This is a genomic window from Candidatus Protofrankia californiensis (assembly GCF_900634765.1).
Taxonomy (GTDB): Bacteria; Actinomycetota; Actinomycetes; order Frankiales; family Frankiaceae; genus Protofrankia; species Protofrankia californiensis.
The window spans coordinates 718-16,056 of record NZ_CAAAFT010000106.1 but is presented as its reverse complement, the minus strand read 5'-3'; the positions used below and the strand labels follow the sequence as shown (position 1 = coordinate 16,056).

16 protein-coding genes and 1 other RNA gene are annotated in these 15,339 nt (G+C 67.7%); 7 read left to right on the top strand and 10 right to left on the bottom strand.

What is annotated here, in order from left to right; translation table 11 throughout:
- Nucleotides 1-431: 431 nt before the first annotated feature.
- Nucleotides 432-866, top strand: coding sequence for a CBS domain-containing protein (locus DD1DGNOD_RS06475; RefSeq protein WP_131765692.1), 435 nt, complete (start codon nucleotides 432-434; stop codon nucleotides 864-866).
- A gap of 177 nt (nucleotides 867-1,043) precedes the next feature.
- Here the strand turns inward: DD1DGNOD_RS06475 and dapF are convergent, their stop codons facing one another.
- Nucleotides 1,044-2,033, bottom strand: a complete 990-nt coding sequence (dapF, locus tag DD1DGNOD_RS06470; protein WP_131769663.1) for a diaminopimelate epimerase — start codon at nucleotides 2,031-2,033, stop codon at nucleotides 1,044-1,046.
- A 262-nt stretch (nucleotides 2,034-2,295) separates the two neighbouring features.
- On the opposite strand from dapF, the gene DD1DGNOD_RS06465 reads away from it, so the two are divergent.
- Nucleotides 2,296-3,687 carry an FAD-binding oxidoreductase gene (locus DD1DGNOD_RS06465; RefSeq protein ID WP_131765690.1) on the top strand — a complete coding sequence of 464 codons (1,392 nt, stop codon included), beginning with the start codon at nucleotides 2,296-2,298 and terminating at the stop codon, nucleotides 3,685-3,687.
- 94 nt (nucleotides 3,688-3,781) lie between these two features.
- On the opposite strand, the gene DD1DGNOD_RS06460 is transcribed toward DD1DGNOD_RS06465, so the two are convergent.
- Nucleotides 3,782-4,414 carry an FMN-dependent NADH-azoreductase gene (locus tag DD1DGNOD_RS06460; protein WP_131765689.1) on the bottom strand — a complete coding sequence of 211 codons (633 nt, stop codon included), beginning with the start codon at nucleotides 4,412-4,414 and terminating at the stop codon, nucleotides 3,782-3,784.
- 118 nt (nucleotides 4,415-4,532) lie between these two features.
- Here DD1DGNOD_RS06460 and DD1DGNOD_RS06455 point away from each other — a divergent pair, with 118 nt between their 5' ends.
- Nucleotides 4,533-5,081 (top strand): MarR family winged helix-turn-helix transcriptional regulator, encoded by a 549-nt coding sequence (locus DD1DGNOD_RS06455; RefSeq protein WP_241251280.1) that lies wholly within the window; start codon nucleotides 4,533-4,535, stop codon nucleotides 5,079-5,081.
- 257 nt (nucleotides 5,082-5,338) lie between these two features.
- Here the strand turns inward: DD1DGNOD_RS06455 and tyrS are convergent, their stop codons facing one another.
- Together tyrS and DD1DGNOD_RS06445 are read right to left on the bottom strand one after the other, a co-directional pair.
- Entirely contained in the window at nucleotides 5,339-6,736 is a 1,398-nt protein-coding gene (tyrS, locus tag DD1DGNOD_RS06450) for a tyrosine--tRNA ligase (RefSeq protein ID WP_131765688.1), read from the bottom strand.
- Nucleotides 6,737-6,954: 218 nt separating this feature from the next.
- Nucleotides 6,955-7,182, bottom strand: coding sequence for a hypothetical protein (locus DD1DGNOD_RS06445; protein ID WP_131765687.1), 228 nt, complete (start codon nucleotides 7,180-7,182; stop codon nucleotides 6,955-6,957).
- Nucleotides 7,183-7,316: 134 nt separating this feature from the next.
- Between DD1DGNOD_RS06445 and DD1DGNOD_RS26605 the strand changes: the two genes are divergently transcribed.
- Nucleotides 7,317-7,457 (top strand): hypothetical protein, encoded by a 141-nt coding sequence (locus tag DD1DGNOD_RS26605; RefSeq protein ID WP_165034792.1) that lies wholly within the window; start codon nucleotides 7,317-7,319, stop codon nucleotides 7,455-7,457.
- 222 nt (nucleotides 7,458-7,679) lie between these two features.
- Here DD1DGNOD_RS26605 and ssrA read toward each other — a convergent pair.
- The 4 genes from ssrA to ftsE all read right to left on the bottom strand — a co-directional run bounded on the left by ssrA (nucleotide 7,680) and on the right by ftsE (nucleotide 10,641).
- Nucleotides 7,680-8,056: a transfer-messenger RNA gene (ssrA, locus tag DD1DGNOD_RS06440) on the bottom strand.
- Between the two features lie 264 nt (nucleotides 8,057-8,320).
- Nucleotides 8,321-8,800 (bottom strand): SsrA-binding protein SmpB, encoded by a 480-nt coding sequence (gene smpB / locus DD1DGNOD_RS06435; RefSeq protein WP_131765686.1) that lies wholly within the window; start codon nucleotides 8,798-8,800, stop codon nucleotides 8,321-8,323.
- Nucleotides 8,801-8,931: 131 nt separating this feature from the next.
- Nucleotides 8,932-9,804, bottom strand: coding sequence for a permease-like cell division protein FtsX (gene ftsX, locus DD1DGNOD_RS06430; RefSeq protein ID WP_131765779.1), 873 nt, complete (start codon nucleotides 9,802-9,804; stop codon nucleotides 8,932-8,934).
- 147 nt (nucleotides 9,805-9,951) lie between these two features.
- Nucleotides 9,952-10,641, bottom strand: a complete 690-nt coding sequence (gene ftsE, locus DD1DGNOD_RS06425) for a cell division ATP-binding protein FtsE (RefSeq protein WP_131769662.1) — start codon at nucleotides 10,639-10,641, stop codon at nucleotides 9,952-9,954.
- Between the two features lie 461 nt (nucleotides 10,642-11,102).
- Between ftsE and DD1DGNOD_RS06420 the strand changes: the two genes are divergently transcribed.
- The 3 genes from DD1DGNOD_RS06420 (at nucleotide 11,103) to DD1DGNOD_RS06410 (ending at nucleotide 13,434) form a co-directional block, all read left to right on the top strand.
- Nucleotides 11,103-11,285, top strand: a complete 183-nt coding sequence (locus DD1DGNOD_RS06420; protein ID WP_131765685.1) for a hypothetical protein — start codon at nucleotides 11,103-11,105, stop codon at nucleotides 11,283-11,285.
- Nucleotides 11,286-11,418: 133 nt separating this feature from the next.
- Nucleotides 11,419-12,603, top strand: a complete 1,185-nt coding sequence (locus tag DD1DGNOD_RS06415) for a PQQ-dependent sugar dehydrogenase (RefSeq protein ID WP_131765684.1) — start codon at nucleotides 11,419-11,421, stop codon at nucleotides 12,601-12,603.
- A gap of 51 nt (nucleotides 12,604-12,654) precedes the next feature.
- Entirely contained in the window at nucleotides 12,655-13,434 is a 780-nt protein-coding gene (locus DD1DGNOD_RS06410) for an AAA family ATPase (protein WP_131769661.1), read from the top strand.
- A gap of 81 nt (nucleotides 13,435-13,515) precedes the next feature.
- Here the strand turns inward: DD1DGNOD_RS06410 and DD1DGNOD_RS06405 are convergent, their stop codons facing one another.
- Together DD1DGNOD_RS06405 and DD1DGNOD_RS06400 are read right to left on the bottom strand one after the other, a co-directional pair.
- Nucleotides 13,516-14,835, bottom strand: coding sequence for an FUSC family protein (locus tag DD1DGNOD_RS06405; protein WP_165036477.1), 1,320 nt, complete (start codon nucleotides 14,833-14,835; stop codon nucleotides 13,516-13,518).
- A gap of 146 nt (nucleotides 14,836-14,981) precedes the next feature.
- Nucleotides 14,982-15,339, bottom strand: a 358-nt coding sequence (locus DD1DGNOD_RS06400; RefSeq protein WP_241255508.1) for a uroporphyrinogen-III C-methyltransferase, incomplete at its 5' end; no start/stop codon positions are given.

Sequence of the window (15,339 nt, the reverse complement as noted above, 5' to 3'; positions counted from 1 at the left end):
GGTACCGGGGGAGAAGAGATAGCCCGAAACCGGCGGGCTGGCGGCGGAGGGGGCCGCCAGCCCGCCGGTCCCCGGTGTTCCACCGACCCCTGTTCTGCCGCTGGACGATCCGGGATCGATACTTTTGTGAGCTATGTCATAGCGCTACCGATCCTTTGATCCCGACTCGTTACCGGCCTTTTGGACCCGACTGTCGCCAATCCGACAGGGGTCCGTCGCAGCAAAACCAACCACGGGTCGTTCCCGCGACCAGGTGCGCCGCACGCGTGAACATATCCGCGCACAGCATGCGACCGGGGATGGCGGGGTACCACCAGTGAGGCCGGGAACCTGAGCCTCCCGGACGCCTGCAGGCTCCCGGCAGCACGAGCCACCTCACGCGGTCGTGCCATCGGATAGTCACGAGACGTGAGCGTAGAGAAAGGAGCCGCATGACTACAGCACAAGAGATCATGCACAGGGACGCCGAATGCATCGGCGAGAGCGAAACTCTCACCGATGCCGCCCGCAGGATGCGAGACCTCGGCGTCGGTGCCCTGCCGATCTGTGGCGACGACAACAGACTTCAGGGAATCATTACCGACCGCGACATTGTGATCAAATGTCTCGCCGAGGGGAAGGACCCGGCAACGACCCGGGCCAGGGAGCTCAGCCAGGGCAGGCCGTTCTACATCGACGCGAGTGCGGACATCGACGAGGTCCTGCACCAGATGATGGACCACAAGGTCACAAGACTGCCCGTCATCGAGAACAACCAGCTGGTAGGAATGATCAGCGAATCGGACCTCGCGCGGAACCTGCCCGAGGAGAAGCTGGGCCAGCTGGTGGAGGCCATCAAGTCAGGACCCGCCGATCGCTCCAGCTGAGGAAACTGTAGGTGGGAACAGCTGCTATAGCAGCTGTTCCCACCTACAGCTGACGGGCGTCCGTCGCGACAGTAGGTAGAAAACGTCGGTTATTCGGCGGCGGACTGGAACGATCGCCAGGGGGTGGGATACCGCCTGACCCCGGCGCCGACGGGCCTGCGACACGCGGCTGTGCGACTACACGGCTGCCCCGCCGTCGCGGATCGCCCGCAGGTTGTCCTCGTGGAACAGCTCATACGCGGAAATCTCATCGGTCAGCACGTCGACGTCCAGATCTCCCCAATCGGCATGCGCAAGCTGCTCTGCGTCAACGACGGCGCGATAGACAAAAGTCGCGTTACCTTCCAGCCGGGGAATCAGGGAGCCGCCCGCGCCGGGCAGGAGAAGGGATGTCGAACATCCACCCGGATTGCGGACCACGAGCGCCTCGTCCGCCGGGGCATGACCAAGCCTCGAATACACCGTGCGGGACGCAACCACACCGGAGCCGCAGGACGGTGTCAGCCCGGCACCGCGCTCGAACGTGCGGACAAATATTTCCGCCGGCCTGGAGAGCTGCCTGACGAACGACACGTTGGCGCCCAGCGGGAGAACTTCCGGCAGGTGCGCCGCCGCGCATCCCACGGCGATCAGCTCGTTCTCGTCGTAGTCGTCGACAATCGCGACCAGGTGCGAATTGGGAACGGCGACACCGGTGAAGCGCAGACTTGGGTGCAGAGCCGGGATAACCGCGTCGACATGCTCGGTACCTATGGCCACGACAGGGACATCGGCCGCGCGAAACGTCACCGGGGGAAGCTCGACAGCCACGCTCCACACCCCGGGAGCCACCGGCACGATCCGTTCGACCCGGAACCGCCCACCACCCGTCGAGACGTTCAGCGCATCGACTCCGCGGCGTTCGAGGACAAGTCGACCGACACACCGCAGGCCATTTCCGCACAGTTTGGCGGACGACCCGTCGGGATTGAAGAAGAACGCCTCCGGTACCGCCTGCGAATCATCGACGAAGTACAGCCCGTCGCTGCCCAGCGGCCCCCGCCGGTCGCAGACGAGTCGGACGAAATCCGCCACCTCGGTCGGCGCCGCGAAAAGCTGGTCGGGTCTGCCGTCCACGATGAATATATCGTTGCTGGAACCATGAGCTTTCAACAGCTCGAATTTCATATGAGCCCTCCCGGCCTGCGCCCACAGACATTATAGGCGGATCGCCGGGCGGGCCGGGCGTGATTGCGGCGCAGGAATCATCACCCCAGGTGGGGGCGGGAGCATTCCGCCCGGATGCCGGACAGGGCAGCCTCGCGCACCCGGAAACGCTCGGGGCAGCCTCGGGGCACCCGGGGACGCAGGGCCGCGCTCGCTCCCACGTTGCTTCCGCGCTCGTTCACGCTGATCCCCCGGCTCGTTCTACTGTCGGTGGGTGACGCGGATGCGGACAAGCAGGGAAACTCTGGTCGGAGCCTTCGAAGCGGACCTGCCGGACGGCGCTGTGGTAACCGACCCGGATCTTCTCCTCCCCTACCGTAACGATCAGGCCAGCGGCGCGGAGGCCGGACAACCGGTCGTCGCGGTCTTCCCCCGGACAACCGGGCAGGTCCAGGCGGTGATGCGCGCCGCGCACGCCCGGGGTGTGCCGGTGGTCCCCCGCGGCGCGGGTTCGGGGCTGTCCGGTGGGGCCAACGCGACCGACGGCTGCGTGGTGCTGTGCCTGGACCGGATGGACGCCATCCGCGACATCCGTCCCGCCGACGGGTACGCGGTCGTCGAACCCGGGGTGATCAATCAGCGGTTACGCGACGCCGCTCGCACCCATGACCTGTGGTATGCGCCGGATCCAGCGTCCCGGGACTGGTGCACCATCGGTGGCAACATCGCGACGAACGCCGGCGGCCTGTGCTGCGTGAAGTACGGCAGCACCCGCGACGCCGTACTCGGCCTCGAGGTGGTGCTGGCCGACGGACGGGTCACTCGGATCGGGCGTCGCGGCATCAAGGGGGTGGCCGGCTACGACCTGGTCAGCCTGTTCGTCGGCAGCGAGGGCACCCTCGGTGTGGTCACCGAGGCCCGCCTGCGGCTGCGACCGCTTCCCGCTCCCCCGACCACGGCGATCGCGGTGTTCCCGGACCTGGTCAGCGCCGGCCGGGCGGTCGAATCAATCATGACTGTTGCCACGCCGTCCCTGCTGGAGCTGATGGACGCGACGACGCTTGCCGCGGTCGAACGCTTCCAGCCCATGGGCCTGGACACCTCCGCCGCCGCCCTGCTCCTCGCCCAGAGCGACCTGCCGGGGCAGGCCGGCGAGGCCGAGGCCGACGCCGTCGTCAGCGTCTGCGAAGCCGCGGGCGCGACCGAGAGTTACCGGTCGGAAGATCCCGTGCAGGCCGACATGCTCCTGGGCGCCCGCCGGCTCGCTTTCCCCGCGCTGGAGCGCCTTGGCGCATGGCTGCTCGACGACATCGCCGTACCGCGCTCACGCCTCGTCGAGACGATCAACGGCATCGAACGCATCGCCGCAACCAGGGATGTCGTGATCGGCACCTTCGGTCATGCCGGGGACGGCAACCTGCACCCGATGATCGTGTATCCGCGCGAGGACCCGGACGCGGGCCGGCGCGCACTCGCCGCATTCGACGACCTGCTCGACCTTGCCCTGAAGGCCGGCGGGACGGTCAGCGGCGAACACGGCATCGGTGTGATCAAGCGGCGCGTCCTGGCCGACGAACTGGACCCGGTAGCGCAGTCACTGCATGATTCGATCAAGCAGGCGTTCGACCCGATCGGGATCCTCAACCCGGGCAAGGCGCTGCCGCTTCGACCGTGAAGTCCCGGATACGGGTCGCCGGCGCGCCCAGGCGTAGAACGTCCTGGGCGCGCTGCGTACCTATCCAGGCTGCCAGCGGCTGGAGAGCCGCCGCTCAGGCTGCCGCGCGGGCCGCAACCGCCTTCTCCGCCACGGCCCGCGACTGCTCGGCGAGCGGGATGAGATCGGCCATGGCCGGGGTGACCGAGGCCAGCGTCAGTTCGACGTTGATGAAGTTGATGTCGGTCGCGCCGAGCGCCGCGAGCACGTGGCGCAGGTAGGGCTCCTGGTAGTCGTTGCCCTCCTGGGGGGTGCCCGGGCCGTACGCCCCGCCGCGGGCGGTGACGATCGTGACCGGCTTGCCGCTGAGCGCACCAGACCCGCCCGTCAGGCTGACGGTCCGGTCGACGACGATGACGGCGTCGATCCACGCCTTGACGGTCGACGTGATCGACCAGTTGTACATCGGGACGGACAGCAACAGAGCGTCCGCCGCCTCAAGCTCGGCGATGAGCTCCTCACGCTCCGCCCAGGCCGCGGCCTGCTCCGGCGACCGCGTATCCGCCGGGGTCACCGAAGCGCTGACGGCTTCCCAGCCGAGGTGTGCAGGCGGGTTGGCCACGAGGTCACGGTAGATCACCGTGCCGCCGGGGTGGCTTTCGGTCCAGGCAGTGGTGAACTGGCCGGCAACCGCTCGGGACGCCGAGGTCGGGCTGACGCTTGAGTCGATATGCAGGAGCGTGGGCATGTGATCTCCTCGATCGGGCCAACGAATGCGCAGTAAAACCGTGTGCAGCCACGATCGTCTGTAACTACACGTATCACTCACGAAGAATATCTCAGATCACAAGCAGTAGGATGGGGGGGTGGACCACTCGGAGGCGGAGACGTCGAAGACGACGTCGGGAGCGGGAACTGACACCATCGCTGCCGCTGAGCTGCCGGCGGAAGTCCACGAAGACCTCGGTTGGCTGCTGAACCAGGTCCTGCAGGGCTTCCTGCAAGCAGCGCAGGAAGCCGTCGGGGACTTCCCCGGTGGCCTCCGCGGCCTGCACATACTGTCCGTCACCGCAACCGACTGTGCCCGCAACCAGCTGGAAGTCGCTCGCCGCCTCGGCATCGACCGGTCGGTCATGGTGCGGCTCATCGACGACCTCGAACACGGTGGCCTCGTCAAACGATGTCCCGACCCGGCCGATCGGCGTGCCCGGCTCATCCGGCCGACCGACGCCGGGTTGCGCCAACACGAGGAGATGACGGCGCGCCTGGACCTGGCCAAGCGGCACGTCCTCGCACCGTTGAGCGCCGACGAGCAGGCGATCCTCACCGCCGCGTTGCGGCGCGTGGTCATCGGCCTGCTCGCCTCCGGCCAGTCGCCCGAACCATGCCTGGGAGACGCAGCGGATTGCGAGTAAGAGCAACCGAGACAGGACGGTCCGGCTCATAACACACTGATCCTCGGTCACTCCAAAGCAAGTGATCTACTCGGAGCCGCCTTTCTCACTCCGGGGGGTTCCGCCTATCGTTTTTCGGCGTGATTGCGCCGACCGAAGATGAACGGGCCGTCCCGATCTTCTTCTCGCTGGGAGATACCGCCATTGCGAAGCCCCACCGGCATCAGTAGGCAAAATATCTTGCGCTGCGCCGCAACGGACTTGCCCACACCCTGAGATCAGGAGGTGGCGGTGATCCGGGCGAGCTTGCGGCCGACCTTGAGGTAACAGTCGCCGGTCCGGTCGCCCAGCTTGTCCTTGAGCAGGGCGGCGAGGGGTTCACGGGCCTCGTCGGCGGTAAGCGTGATCTGGTCCTGGTCACCCTCGGTTTCGACCACGAGGCGGAGCCCGTTCTGCTGGGCAACGCGGCGGACGTCACCGTTACTCTTGGCGAAGCCCAGCGCCTTCACCGCATCGGTCACCGACTGACCCAGGTCGGCGATCGTGGGCAGATCCTCGACGTCGCCGAAGGTGCGCCTGGAGAAACGGGCGACGAACTCCTCCCGCGCCTTCATCGCGGCGTCGACACCGTGGACGGCGGCGGTGACCTCCCCCGCAAGGATCTTCTTGAGGTCCATCGGGTGCAGCGACCCGGCGGCCACCCGCTCACCGGTGACGGCCAGCTCGGAGTCGAGCCATTCGCTCAGCGCCCGGAAGTAGGGCTGCACGAGCCGGTCCGGCACAGACATGATCTTCCCGAAGATCTCGCCGGCAGGTGCGGTCAGCGGCACGTAGTTGCCCTTGGACTTGCTCATCTTGGCCCCGGTGCCGTCGGTGCCCTCGATCAGGGACGTGGCGACCACCAGCTCGGGTACCTGCCCACGGATGTGCATCACGTGCCTGCACATCTGCATGTTGAGGAACTGGTCGATGCCACCGACCTCCAGGTCGGTGTTGATCTCCACCGAGTCCAGCGCCATGACGACGCTGTAGAGCAGTTCGGCCAGGGAGAGCCCCTGCCCGGCGTCGAGCCGCTTGCGGAAGTCCTCACGTTGCAGCGACATCGAGACAGGGATCTGGGCAGTGATCTCGATCAGTTGAGGCAGCTTGATCTCGCGCAGCCAGTCGCCGTTGTGACGGAACTGGGCACGTTCGAAGTCGAAGAACGGGGTGACCTGCTGGCGGTACGTGGCAAGGTTGCGGGCGATGTCCTCGTCGGTCAGGGCGGGCCGCTCGTCGGAGCGGCCACTGGGATCACCGATCTTGGCGGTCACGTCGCCGACGATGAACACCACCTGGTGCCCCATCCGCTGGATGCGGCTGAGGATGAGCATCGGCACCGCGTGGCCCAGGTGGACCTCGTGGCCGGTCGGGTCGATACCGAACTTGGCGACGAACGGCCTGTCCTTCTTCGCCGCCTCGACGATTCGTCCGGCCAGGGCGTCCGCCGACGGCTGGAGTTCCTGGGAGCGCTGGGCGATGAGCGCAGCCTGCTCGGCCGGTGACAGATCAGACAGGTCCGTACCGCGACGTTCGCTCGTTACTTCCAGCAGTTCGCGCACGGTCGCATCCGCGGCGAGGTTCGCGTTCGCGAGCAGGGCCGTGGCACGATCGACGGACTTGCTCAGTCGAGTCATCGAAGCTCTCCGGGACGTGGGGTGTGGTCGCTATCCTAACGGGCCGCCTCCAGATGATTCTTCCTGGTCAACGCCACATCCGGCGCATGATTTTCACGAATCGGACGTATGATCTTCACGAACCGTGAGCGGTAGCGCGCCAGAACCCACAGGCCACGAGGACATTCGACGATCCGGGTTCACCTGCGCGGCGCGGCGCGGCCTCCCCGTCCAGCGATTCAACGGCATCCCAGGCCGACCAGGCCGACCACCAACTGGGCGTAGGTGGCGAGCTCGCCGGTGGTGGGCTCGTGACCGAGGGTGATCCAGGTGGTCTGGCGGCTCATGATGAGCTCATAGGCCGCTTCGGTGAGGACGTCCGCGCGTGGTATCGCGGCACGGTCGAGTATCCGGGCGAGGGGTTGCCGCAGCGGCAGGGTGAGGGTGGCTTTCCCACAGATGCACATCCACCCGCAGATGGCGGTGGAGAACGCGGTCGACCCCGGCCCACGTCCCCTACGCGCACCGGACGCCGGACACACCCACCCTGGGATGGGTGGTTGCCGCCCCGCCGGTGTCCCCAGCCATAGGACTGTAAGGGGTGCGGGCGGCGAAGCCCCCGCCCGCGCAGCGGGGCATCCGGAGCGGCCGGCAGGCCGGCCGGTGGACGTCCTGGGCACTGGCCGATCTACACGGCGATGAGCTCGACATGTACGCCAGCGACGTGCGCGAGCGCACGTAGATCGCCCGGATCGGATGTGAGGATGTCGTCCCCGTCCGCGGCCAGGCACACAGCGGATTGTCACAGCAACAGGCATGCCTGCACAATGCAAGCGTCGTCAAGCGGCGGCGAGCCGAGCAGCCAGCCATAGGACCGTGGGGGCTCCGGGGGGCTCGGCCCCCCGGGCAGACATCACGACCACCGGCGAAGCTGAACACAGTCCAGCGAGCACGCCAAGCCAACGCGTGGAGGTGGCGGGAATCGAACCCGCGTCCTCCGGCCCCGCAACAGGGCTTCTCCGGGCGCAGCCTGCTTCTTGTTTCTCAGCCCCACCGGTCACGCAGGCAAGCCGGTGTGGGCTCAGTCACTGTGAGATGTTCCTTCCGATCCCGTGACCGGATCAGAAGGTGATCCTCCTGGCGACGCCAGACCCTGAGCCGGAGGAACTCTCAGGCTGACGGCTACTTAATCCCGCTCAGGCCGCGAGGGCGAAAGTGCGGGGTGTAGCAGACTGCGACTTGTTGGCAGTTATTTCTTCGAGCGGATCGTTTACGAGATAACCGCTCATCCTCGGCCCGCTTCCCCTATCCCGACGTCCGGAGTCGAAACCGGTCACCCCCGTGTCATGTCAGTTCACACTACGTTGATCATTGTTGTGTTGACCGATGCTGATTCCAAAACCATCTTACCCGAGTCGCCGCACAACGACACGCACTGGCCAACGTCGAGCGCGCCGGCCGTGTTCCCGCCGACGCATCGGTCGCCAAGCCGACTGCCCGGGACCAACTGCGCTGGAATCAACCAGCCCGGGCAGGCCAGCCAGCCCGGGCACGGCGATCGCCTGGGCACGTCGGTCGGTTCGGGGCGGTACGGATCGGCAGGGATCAGTCGTCGCGGCCCTTGGCCCGCCGTCCCAGCGCTCGGGAGACCTCGCGCGATGCGTCCCGCTCGGCGAGCGCGTGGCGCTTGTCGTAGGTCTTGCGCCCCCGGGCCAGCGCGACCTCCACCTTCGCCCGACCGTCCTTGAAGTACAGGGACAGCGGGACGAGGGTGAGGCCACCCTCCTGGGTCTTGCCGACCAGCTTGGCGATCTCGTCGCGGTGCAGCAGGAGCTTGCGACGCCGCCGCGGCGCGTGGTTCGTCCACGTGCCCTCGGTGTATTCGGGGATGTGCATGCCGTGCAGCCACGCCTCCCCCTCGCTGATCTGCGCGAAGGCATCCACCAGGGATACCCGGCCCGCGCGCAGCGACTTCACCTCGGTGCCCTGCAGCACGATCCCGGCCTCGATGGTGTCGAGGATGGTGTAGTCGTGCCGGGCCCGCCGGTTCTGCGCAACCAGCTTCCTGCCGGTCTCCTTTGCCACGTTCGGTGTACCTCATTCTTTCCTACCAGGTTCCACCGAGGCTACGCCGACGCCGACGGCCGCGCGGAAAAACATGATCACGCAGCCTTCGGTCATCCAGCAACCTGAAAACTAGGGCCTCCGGCAGCCTCCTAAACATGCAGGTGGCGGCGCAGCGCGACAAAAGCCATCGCCGCGGACGCCCCGGTGCCGATCAGGAGGACGCTGGCGACGGCGGCCCACACCGCGTCCCAGCCGAAAAGCGGAAACGCGGTCTGGCGAGCAAACCTGTGATCGACGAGGTAGACCTTGCCCGCGATCAGCGCCATCGCGGCGAGTGATCCGCCGACCATCCCGGTGACGGCGCTCTCCAGCACGAACGGAGCCCGGATCGTCCCGTTCGTCGCCCCCACCAGACGCATGATCGCAGTCTCCCGCCGCCGCCCGTGTGCGGAAACGCGGATCATCGTGTAGATCAGCGCGAACGCGGCCAGCGCCTGGACGGCGGCGAGAGCGAACGCGCCGATGGTGAAGGCGTCCAGGATCCGGTAGAGCGGGGCGAGCAGGGCACGCTGATCGCGGACCCGGTCGGCCCCATCCCGCCCGGTGTAGTAGATGGTGATCTCACCGGCCCGACGCGGGTCGGTGAGGGTGAGACGGAACGACGCAGGCAGGTCGTCCGCGCTCACCCCGCTGACGACGTCGGGCGAGTTGTGGAAGTCACGCTTGAAACGCGCGAACGCATCCGCCTTGTCCTCGTAGCGGACGTCCTGCACCAGAGGGTCGGTGCGCAGGTCGGCTGCGAGGGCATCACGTTCGGCGCCGGAGATGTCGTCCTTCAGGTCGATGACGACCTGGATCCGGTCGAGGAGGAATCCGTCGACCGTGTGGACCTGGACCCGCAACAGCAGCCCGGCGCCGACCAGGGTCAGACAGATCGTCACAGTGACGATCACCGCGACGGACATCGCCAGGTTACGCCGCAGGCTGGTGACACCGATCGCGAGCAGCGGTCCGGCGCGCATGCCGGTCATTTCCTCATGATCGCTCAGCGGCCCGGGGAGCTGGAGCCTCCCGAACCTGCCGAGCTTGTCGGAGCTGTCGGACGGGCGAAGCCGAGACGGCAGGAACCCCGGGCGTGGAAGAATCATGATCGTACTGCCCTCGACCCGCTAGAGAGCCGGCCCGTAACCACCACACGCCTGATCGCGCACGAGCGTCCCGTGCTCAAGCTCGACGACCCGGCGGCGCATGGTATCCACCAGGGCGGCGTTGTGAGTGGCCATGACGACGGTCGTTCCCACCCGGTTGATCGCTCCCAGCAAATTCATGATCCCAGAGCCGGTGGCCGGGTCGAGATTGCCGGTGGGTTCGTCGGCGAGCAGCACCTGGGGACGCGCGACCAGGGCCCGGGCCACCGCGACCCGTTGCTGCTCACCGCCGGAAAGCTCGTCGGGGTAGCGGTTCTCCTTGCCGGCGAGCCCGACCAGATCGAGCACTTCGGGTACGACCGTGCGGACCACGTGGCGCGGACGACCGGTGACGTCCATGGCGAAGGCGACGTTACCCGCGGCGGTCCGGTTCGCAAGCAGCCGGAAGTCCTGGAACACGCAGCCGACCTGGCGGCGCAACAGCGGCACCCGGCGGTCGGAGATACGCGCCACGTCACGGCCGGCGAGTTCGACTACGCCGGACGTGGGCCGTTCCTCCCGCAGCAGCAACCGTAGGAAGGTGGACTTGCCCGAACCCGACGGGCCGACCAGGAAAACGAACTCACCTGCGGTGATCTCGAGGCTGACGTCGTCAAGGGCGGGACGTGTACTGCCTGGGTAACGCTTGGTTACCGATTTCATACATATCATCACTAGCGCTCCCGGCCTCCCTGGACCTCCGAGCACGCAAAAAGAACCATGATCGCATATCCTTTGACCAATGAGCATCCGATCAGACACACTGCGTCAGCAACCGATACTAGACCAAGACGCCCTCGTCGTTACCCAACGCGCATGTACGGACTTCGACGTGCTGTCGGGCACGTGCCGGTGGGCACATGCTGGCGCGCGCACCGGATTACCGGTACACCGTTCAACCGGACCTGCCAGCGGGTCCGTCAGCCGCGGTTCGGTGACGCTTCGGTCACGGTTCGGCCGCGGTCGCCGGTGTGGGTGAACACCCGACAGGCGGGTAGGTAGACAGCGTCGACTGCTCGCCTGATAGTGGAACTTTCCTTGACCGCCAGACATTGTGCGGGTCAGGCCGTGAACGCGGCGGCCGGACGTTGGCCATCATGGCTCGCCAACCGGACGCAAGGGAGGTCGACGGCATGTGCTGCGAGGACCTGATATGCGCCCGATGCGCCGGACCAGTGGCCGAGGCACGGTGCCCGTCCTGCCGGTCGGCCCGTGACTCGATGCACCACACCTCCTTCGCGATCACTCCGCAACTACTGATCGCTATCGTGGCGGTGCTCCTGATGCTGGTTCTGCTGGCCGCCCATCACGGCTGAGTCGGGAGCCGGGCAGCCCTGTCCTCGGTCGTTCCAAGGCACGCACGGCGTGAACGGAACGTTGGGACAGGTATCCCGTATGGAGGCGATGCACCGTCGCCGGCCGTCAGGATGTTGACCATGAGGAGAGCAGATGCCGTTCGTCAGCATGCTGCGGCCGCGCGGTTGCGCCGGCCGAGCAGCGGGCGGCCGCGGTCCCGCCGGTGGAACCCTGCTCGCCTGCACGGCTGCAACTGTCATCGGGTTGGCCGGCATCGTCCTTGCCGGCTGTGCCTCGACCGATCCTTCCCGGGCGGGGGATCCCGCGGACACCTCCACCGGCTCCGGCCAGAATGGTTCACAAAGGCCGGAGACGGTTGCCAGCGGGTTGCGAGCACCATGGGGCCTGGCGTTCCTTCCCGATCGTTCCGCGCTGGTGGCCGAACGCGACAGCGGCCGCATCATGCAGGTGCCGGCGAATGGCGGCGTGCCCACCGAGGTCATGCGCATTCCTGACGTCGCGACCGACGCCGGTGAAGGCGGCCTGCTCGGTCTGGCGGTCTCCCCCAGCTATGCCACCGACCACGTCGTGTACGCCTACTACACCACCGACACCGACAACCGGATCGTGAGATTCCCACTGCCGTTGGGCGATGCACCGCGTGCGACCGTCGAACCGATTCTCACGGGGATCGCGAAGGCCACGGTCCACAATGGTGGGCGTATCGCATTCGGACCCGACGGCATGCTCTACGCTGGTACGGGTGACGCCTCGGAAAGGGCCAGGGCTCAGGACGCGTCCAGCCTGAACGGCAAGATTCTGCGGATGCGTCCCGACGGTTCGGTGCCGGCCGACAACCCCGACCCGCACTCGCTCGTGTACAGCCTCGGCCACCGCAACGTCCAAGGCCTGGCTTGGGACTCCGCCGGCCGGCTGTGGGCTACCGAGTTCGGCCAGAACGCCTACGACGAGGTCAACCTGATCCAGGCCGGGCACAACTACGGATGGCCCATTGTCGAGGGCAGGGGCGACACCGACGGCGGGCGCTTCACCAACCCCTTCGTCACCTGGACACCCACCGAGGCATCCCCGAGTGGGGCCGCGATCATCGGCAGCACCCTGTACGCGGCCGCACTCCGCGGCGAGCGGCTGTGGGTCGTTCCTCTTGACGGAAAGGGTGCCGGCACACCCCATGCCCTTCTGGACGGCGAAGTCGGACGCCTACGCACTGTTGTGGCCGCTCCCGATGGGTCACTATGGGTTACGACCAGCAACACTGATGGACGTGGTTCACCACGCGACAGCGATGACAGAATCCTGCGTCTCACCTCGTTCTGATCGCCGTGAACCGGTTCTGATCGCCGTGAACCGGCCCCGGCAGACAGCCCGATGACGTCCCGATTGTTCGGATCTCCAGGCGGGTACGAACCAGGACTGTCCAGCCCCGGCGCAGGCCTGCGTGCCAGTACGTCCGGCCGGGACTCGGCGGACGCTGAGGCGGGAGGCGGTGACACGACCGACCGCAACACGACTGAGCGTGATACCTCTGCCCTCGACGGATCCGGACCCACGCGTGCCGGCGATCCGGCCGGCGAGGGCTGGACGCTGCGCTACCCCAGCGGCACAGTGCTGGTCGTGGCCGGCATCCCCGGAGCCGGCAAGAGCACGCTCATCCGACGCATGTTCGGCGACACCACGGACGTGCGTGAGTGTGGCCAGGACGCCGGGCCGCTGGTGCTGGACTCCGCGGGCGTCCGGACCGCCCTGCGGGCCCGGTTCGGGCCTCGCGCGCCGTACCGGCTTTACCGGCCCGCGGTGCACACCCTGCACTACGCCCGGATCGCGTGGATGACGGCCTGGCACCGTGGGGACCTCGTCGTCCACGAGTGCGGGACGCGGCGATGGGCGCGCCAGGCCATCACCGGACTCGCCCGGTTACGCCACCGGCCCGCTCACCTCATTCTGATCGACACACCGCCGGCGGATGCGCTCGCAGGGCAACGGGCACGGGGCCGGACCGTGCGCTCTCGCGCGTTCCGACGCCACGAACAGGCGTGGGCCCAGCTTCGCAGCGCGGACCCGGCAGCGCTGTACCGCGAGGGATGGTCGTCGATCCAGATCATCGACCGCCGCAGCGCACGCACCCTGACCGCAATCCGTTTCGACTGACTGCAGCGAGATCCGATACATCCGTACGTCCGACCGGGCGTCCAGCCGATGCACCCCCTCCAACCGGGGCGCACACCGTGGTCATGTGTCGTCGGTGGCGAACCCGAGTGCCTCGTCCGTGGCGTGCATGACCTCGTCGAACTCAAGACCCATGCCGAGCAGCAGGTCCACGGCGGCCGAACGGACCTGGCCCACAATCATCACGGCGGGCAGCGTCTGTTCCGGCGACAGTGCCTGCGCGGCCAGCCGGACGGCCCGCATGGCGCTGCGGTGTGCGTCCGCTCGCGCGGACTCGACCTGCAGGGCCGTCGTCCGCGCCCGCGTTCGCGTGCTCCTGCCCCGATGTGCCCCGGCCTGCTCCCCGACCAGCGCTGTCAGATATCCGCCCAGCGCGCGGACCGCCTCGGCGAGCTGGCTGGTTGCGTCGACGAGCGTCGGCGATACCGGGCCGCCCAGCCTCAGCAGCATGGCCGCGGACCGGGCGAGGACACGGACGTTACGCACCGCGTAATCCATCTTGATGGCGGCTTCGCTGTATGCCACCAGTGACGGCGGACGACGCCGGCGCAGGATGGCGAGCCGGGCCGACTCCTCGGCCACGGCAACCGCATCGTGGAACGCCGCGACCGCGGGATCGACGTTGCGCGCGTCGTCCAGCGCCTGCCTGGCAGCGTCGTGATCCTCGGCTTTCAGCGCGGCCGCGACGCTGTCGAGGACGTCGGCCAGCCGCTCGAACACCGGCGAGGACTCGTCGGCCAGCTCGGTCAACGGATCGGCGCGCAACGGAAGCTGGTTGACGGCGATGGCGACGGCGCCGCCGACCAGCGCGTCGAAGAACCGGGCAGGGACGAGGCTGCCGTCCGTCGGCGTGGTCACGGCGACGTAGATGGCGGATACCGCTCCCTGCACCATGAGAATCACCCCGCCGCCGAGGAAGGCGGCCACGGACAGCGTGAGAACGGTGACAGCCACCACCGACCAGACACTGGTCGGGCCGGCGGCACGGGCGATCACGTCGGCTGTCAGCACGCCCACCGCGACACCGACCCAGATGTCCAGGGCCCGCCGGATCCGCTGCCCGCGGGTGACCCCGAGGACGATCAGCGCGGCGGCCGGCGCGAAGAACGGCCGATCGTTCCCGACGAGATGCACGCCCAGCAACCAGGCCACGGTCGCGGCAAGGCCCGCCTCGACGATCGCGTCCACGGAGTCGCGTAATCGCCGCAGGCCCTGCGTAAGCCATGACCGGGCCGCCCGCAGCCGGCCCACCCATGGCCGGGTCACCTGTGACTGGGGCCCGGATGGCCGGGGTTCGGGTGACCGGGGTTCGGGTGACTGCTCGGGCGTGGCCGTCAGGCTGGTATCCACCGCGGTCGCCGGTCGACGCTCATGCTGAGTCATCGTCGTGGCTCCGGTTCTGCTCGGCGGTTCGGGCAGGACCCGTCGGAGGGCCAAAGGTAGCGCGATCATGCTTTTTCTCGCGCTGCCGGAAGCCCAACTCCCCGGTCGCCGTGAGTTGATCATCGCGTGGGGCGGTCGCCGCGGGATCAAGCCATCTTCTCCTGGAAAGCCGCGATCTGCTCCCGCACAGTGACGACCTCTCCGATGACGATGACGGCTGGCGGCTGGATGCCGGCCTGCGCGGCCAGGGTTGGGATGTCGGCGAGCGGGCCGGTGACCACCTGCTGATCGCGGCTGCCGCCGTTGCAGATCACCGCGGCCGGAGTCGACGGCGCACGCCCGCGCTTGATCAGCTCGGCGGCGATCCGCTCCAGTGCACCGATGCCCATGAGGATGATGACCGTCCCGGCGCCGGTCGCCACGGCATCCCAGTCGACCGTCGAGCCCGGATGCGACGGGTCGACATGGCCGGACACGATCGTGACGTCCTGGGTGATCCCACGG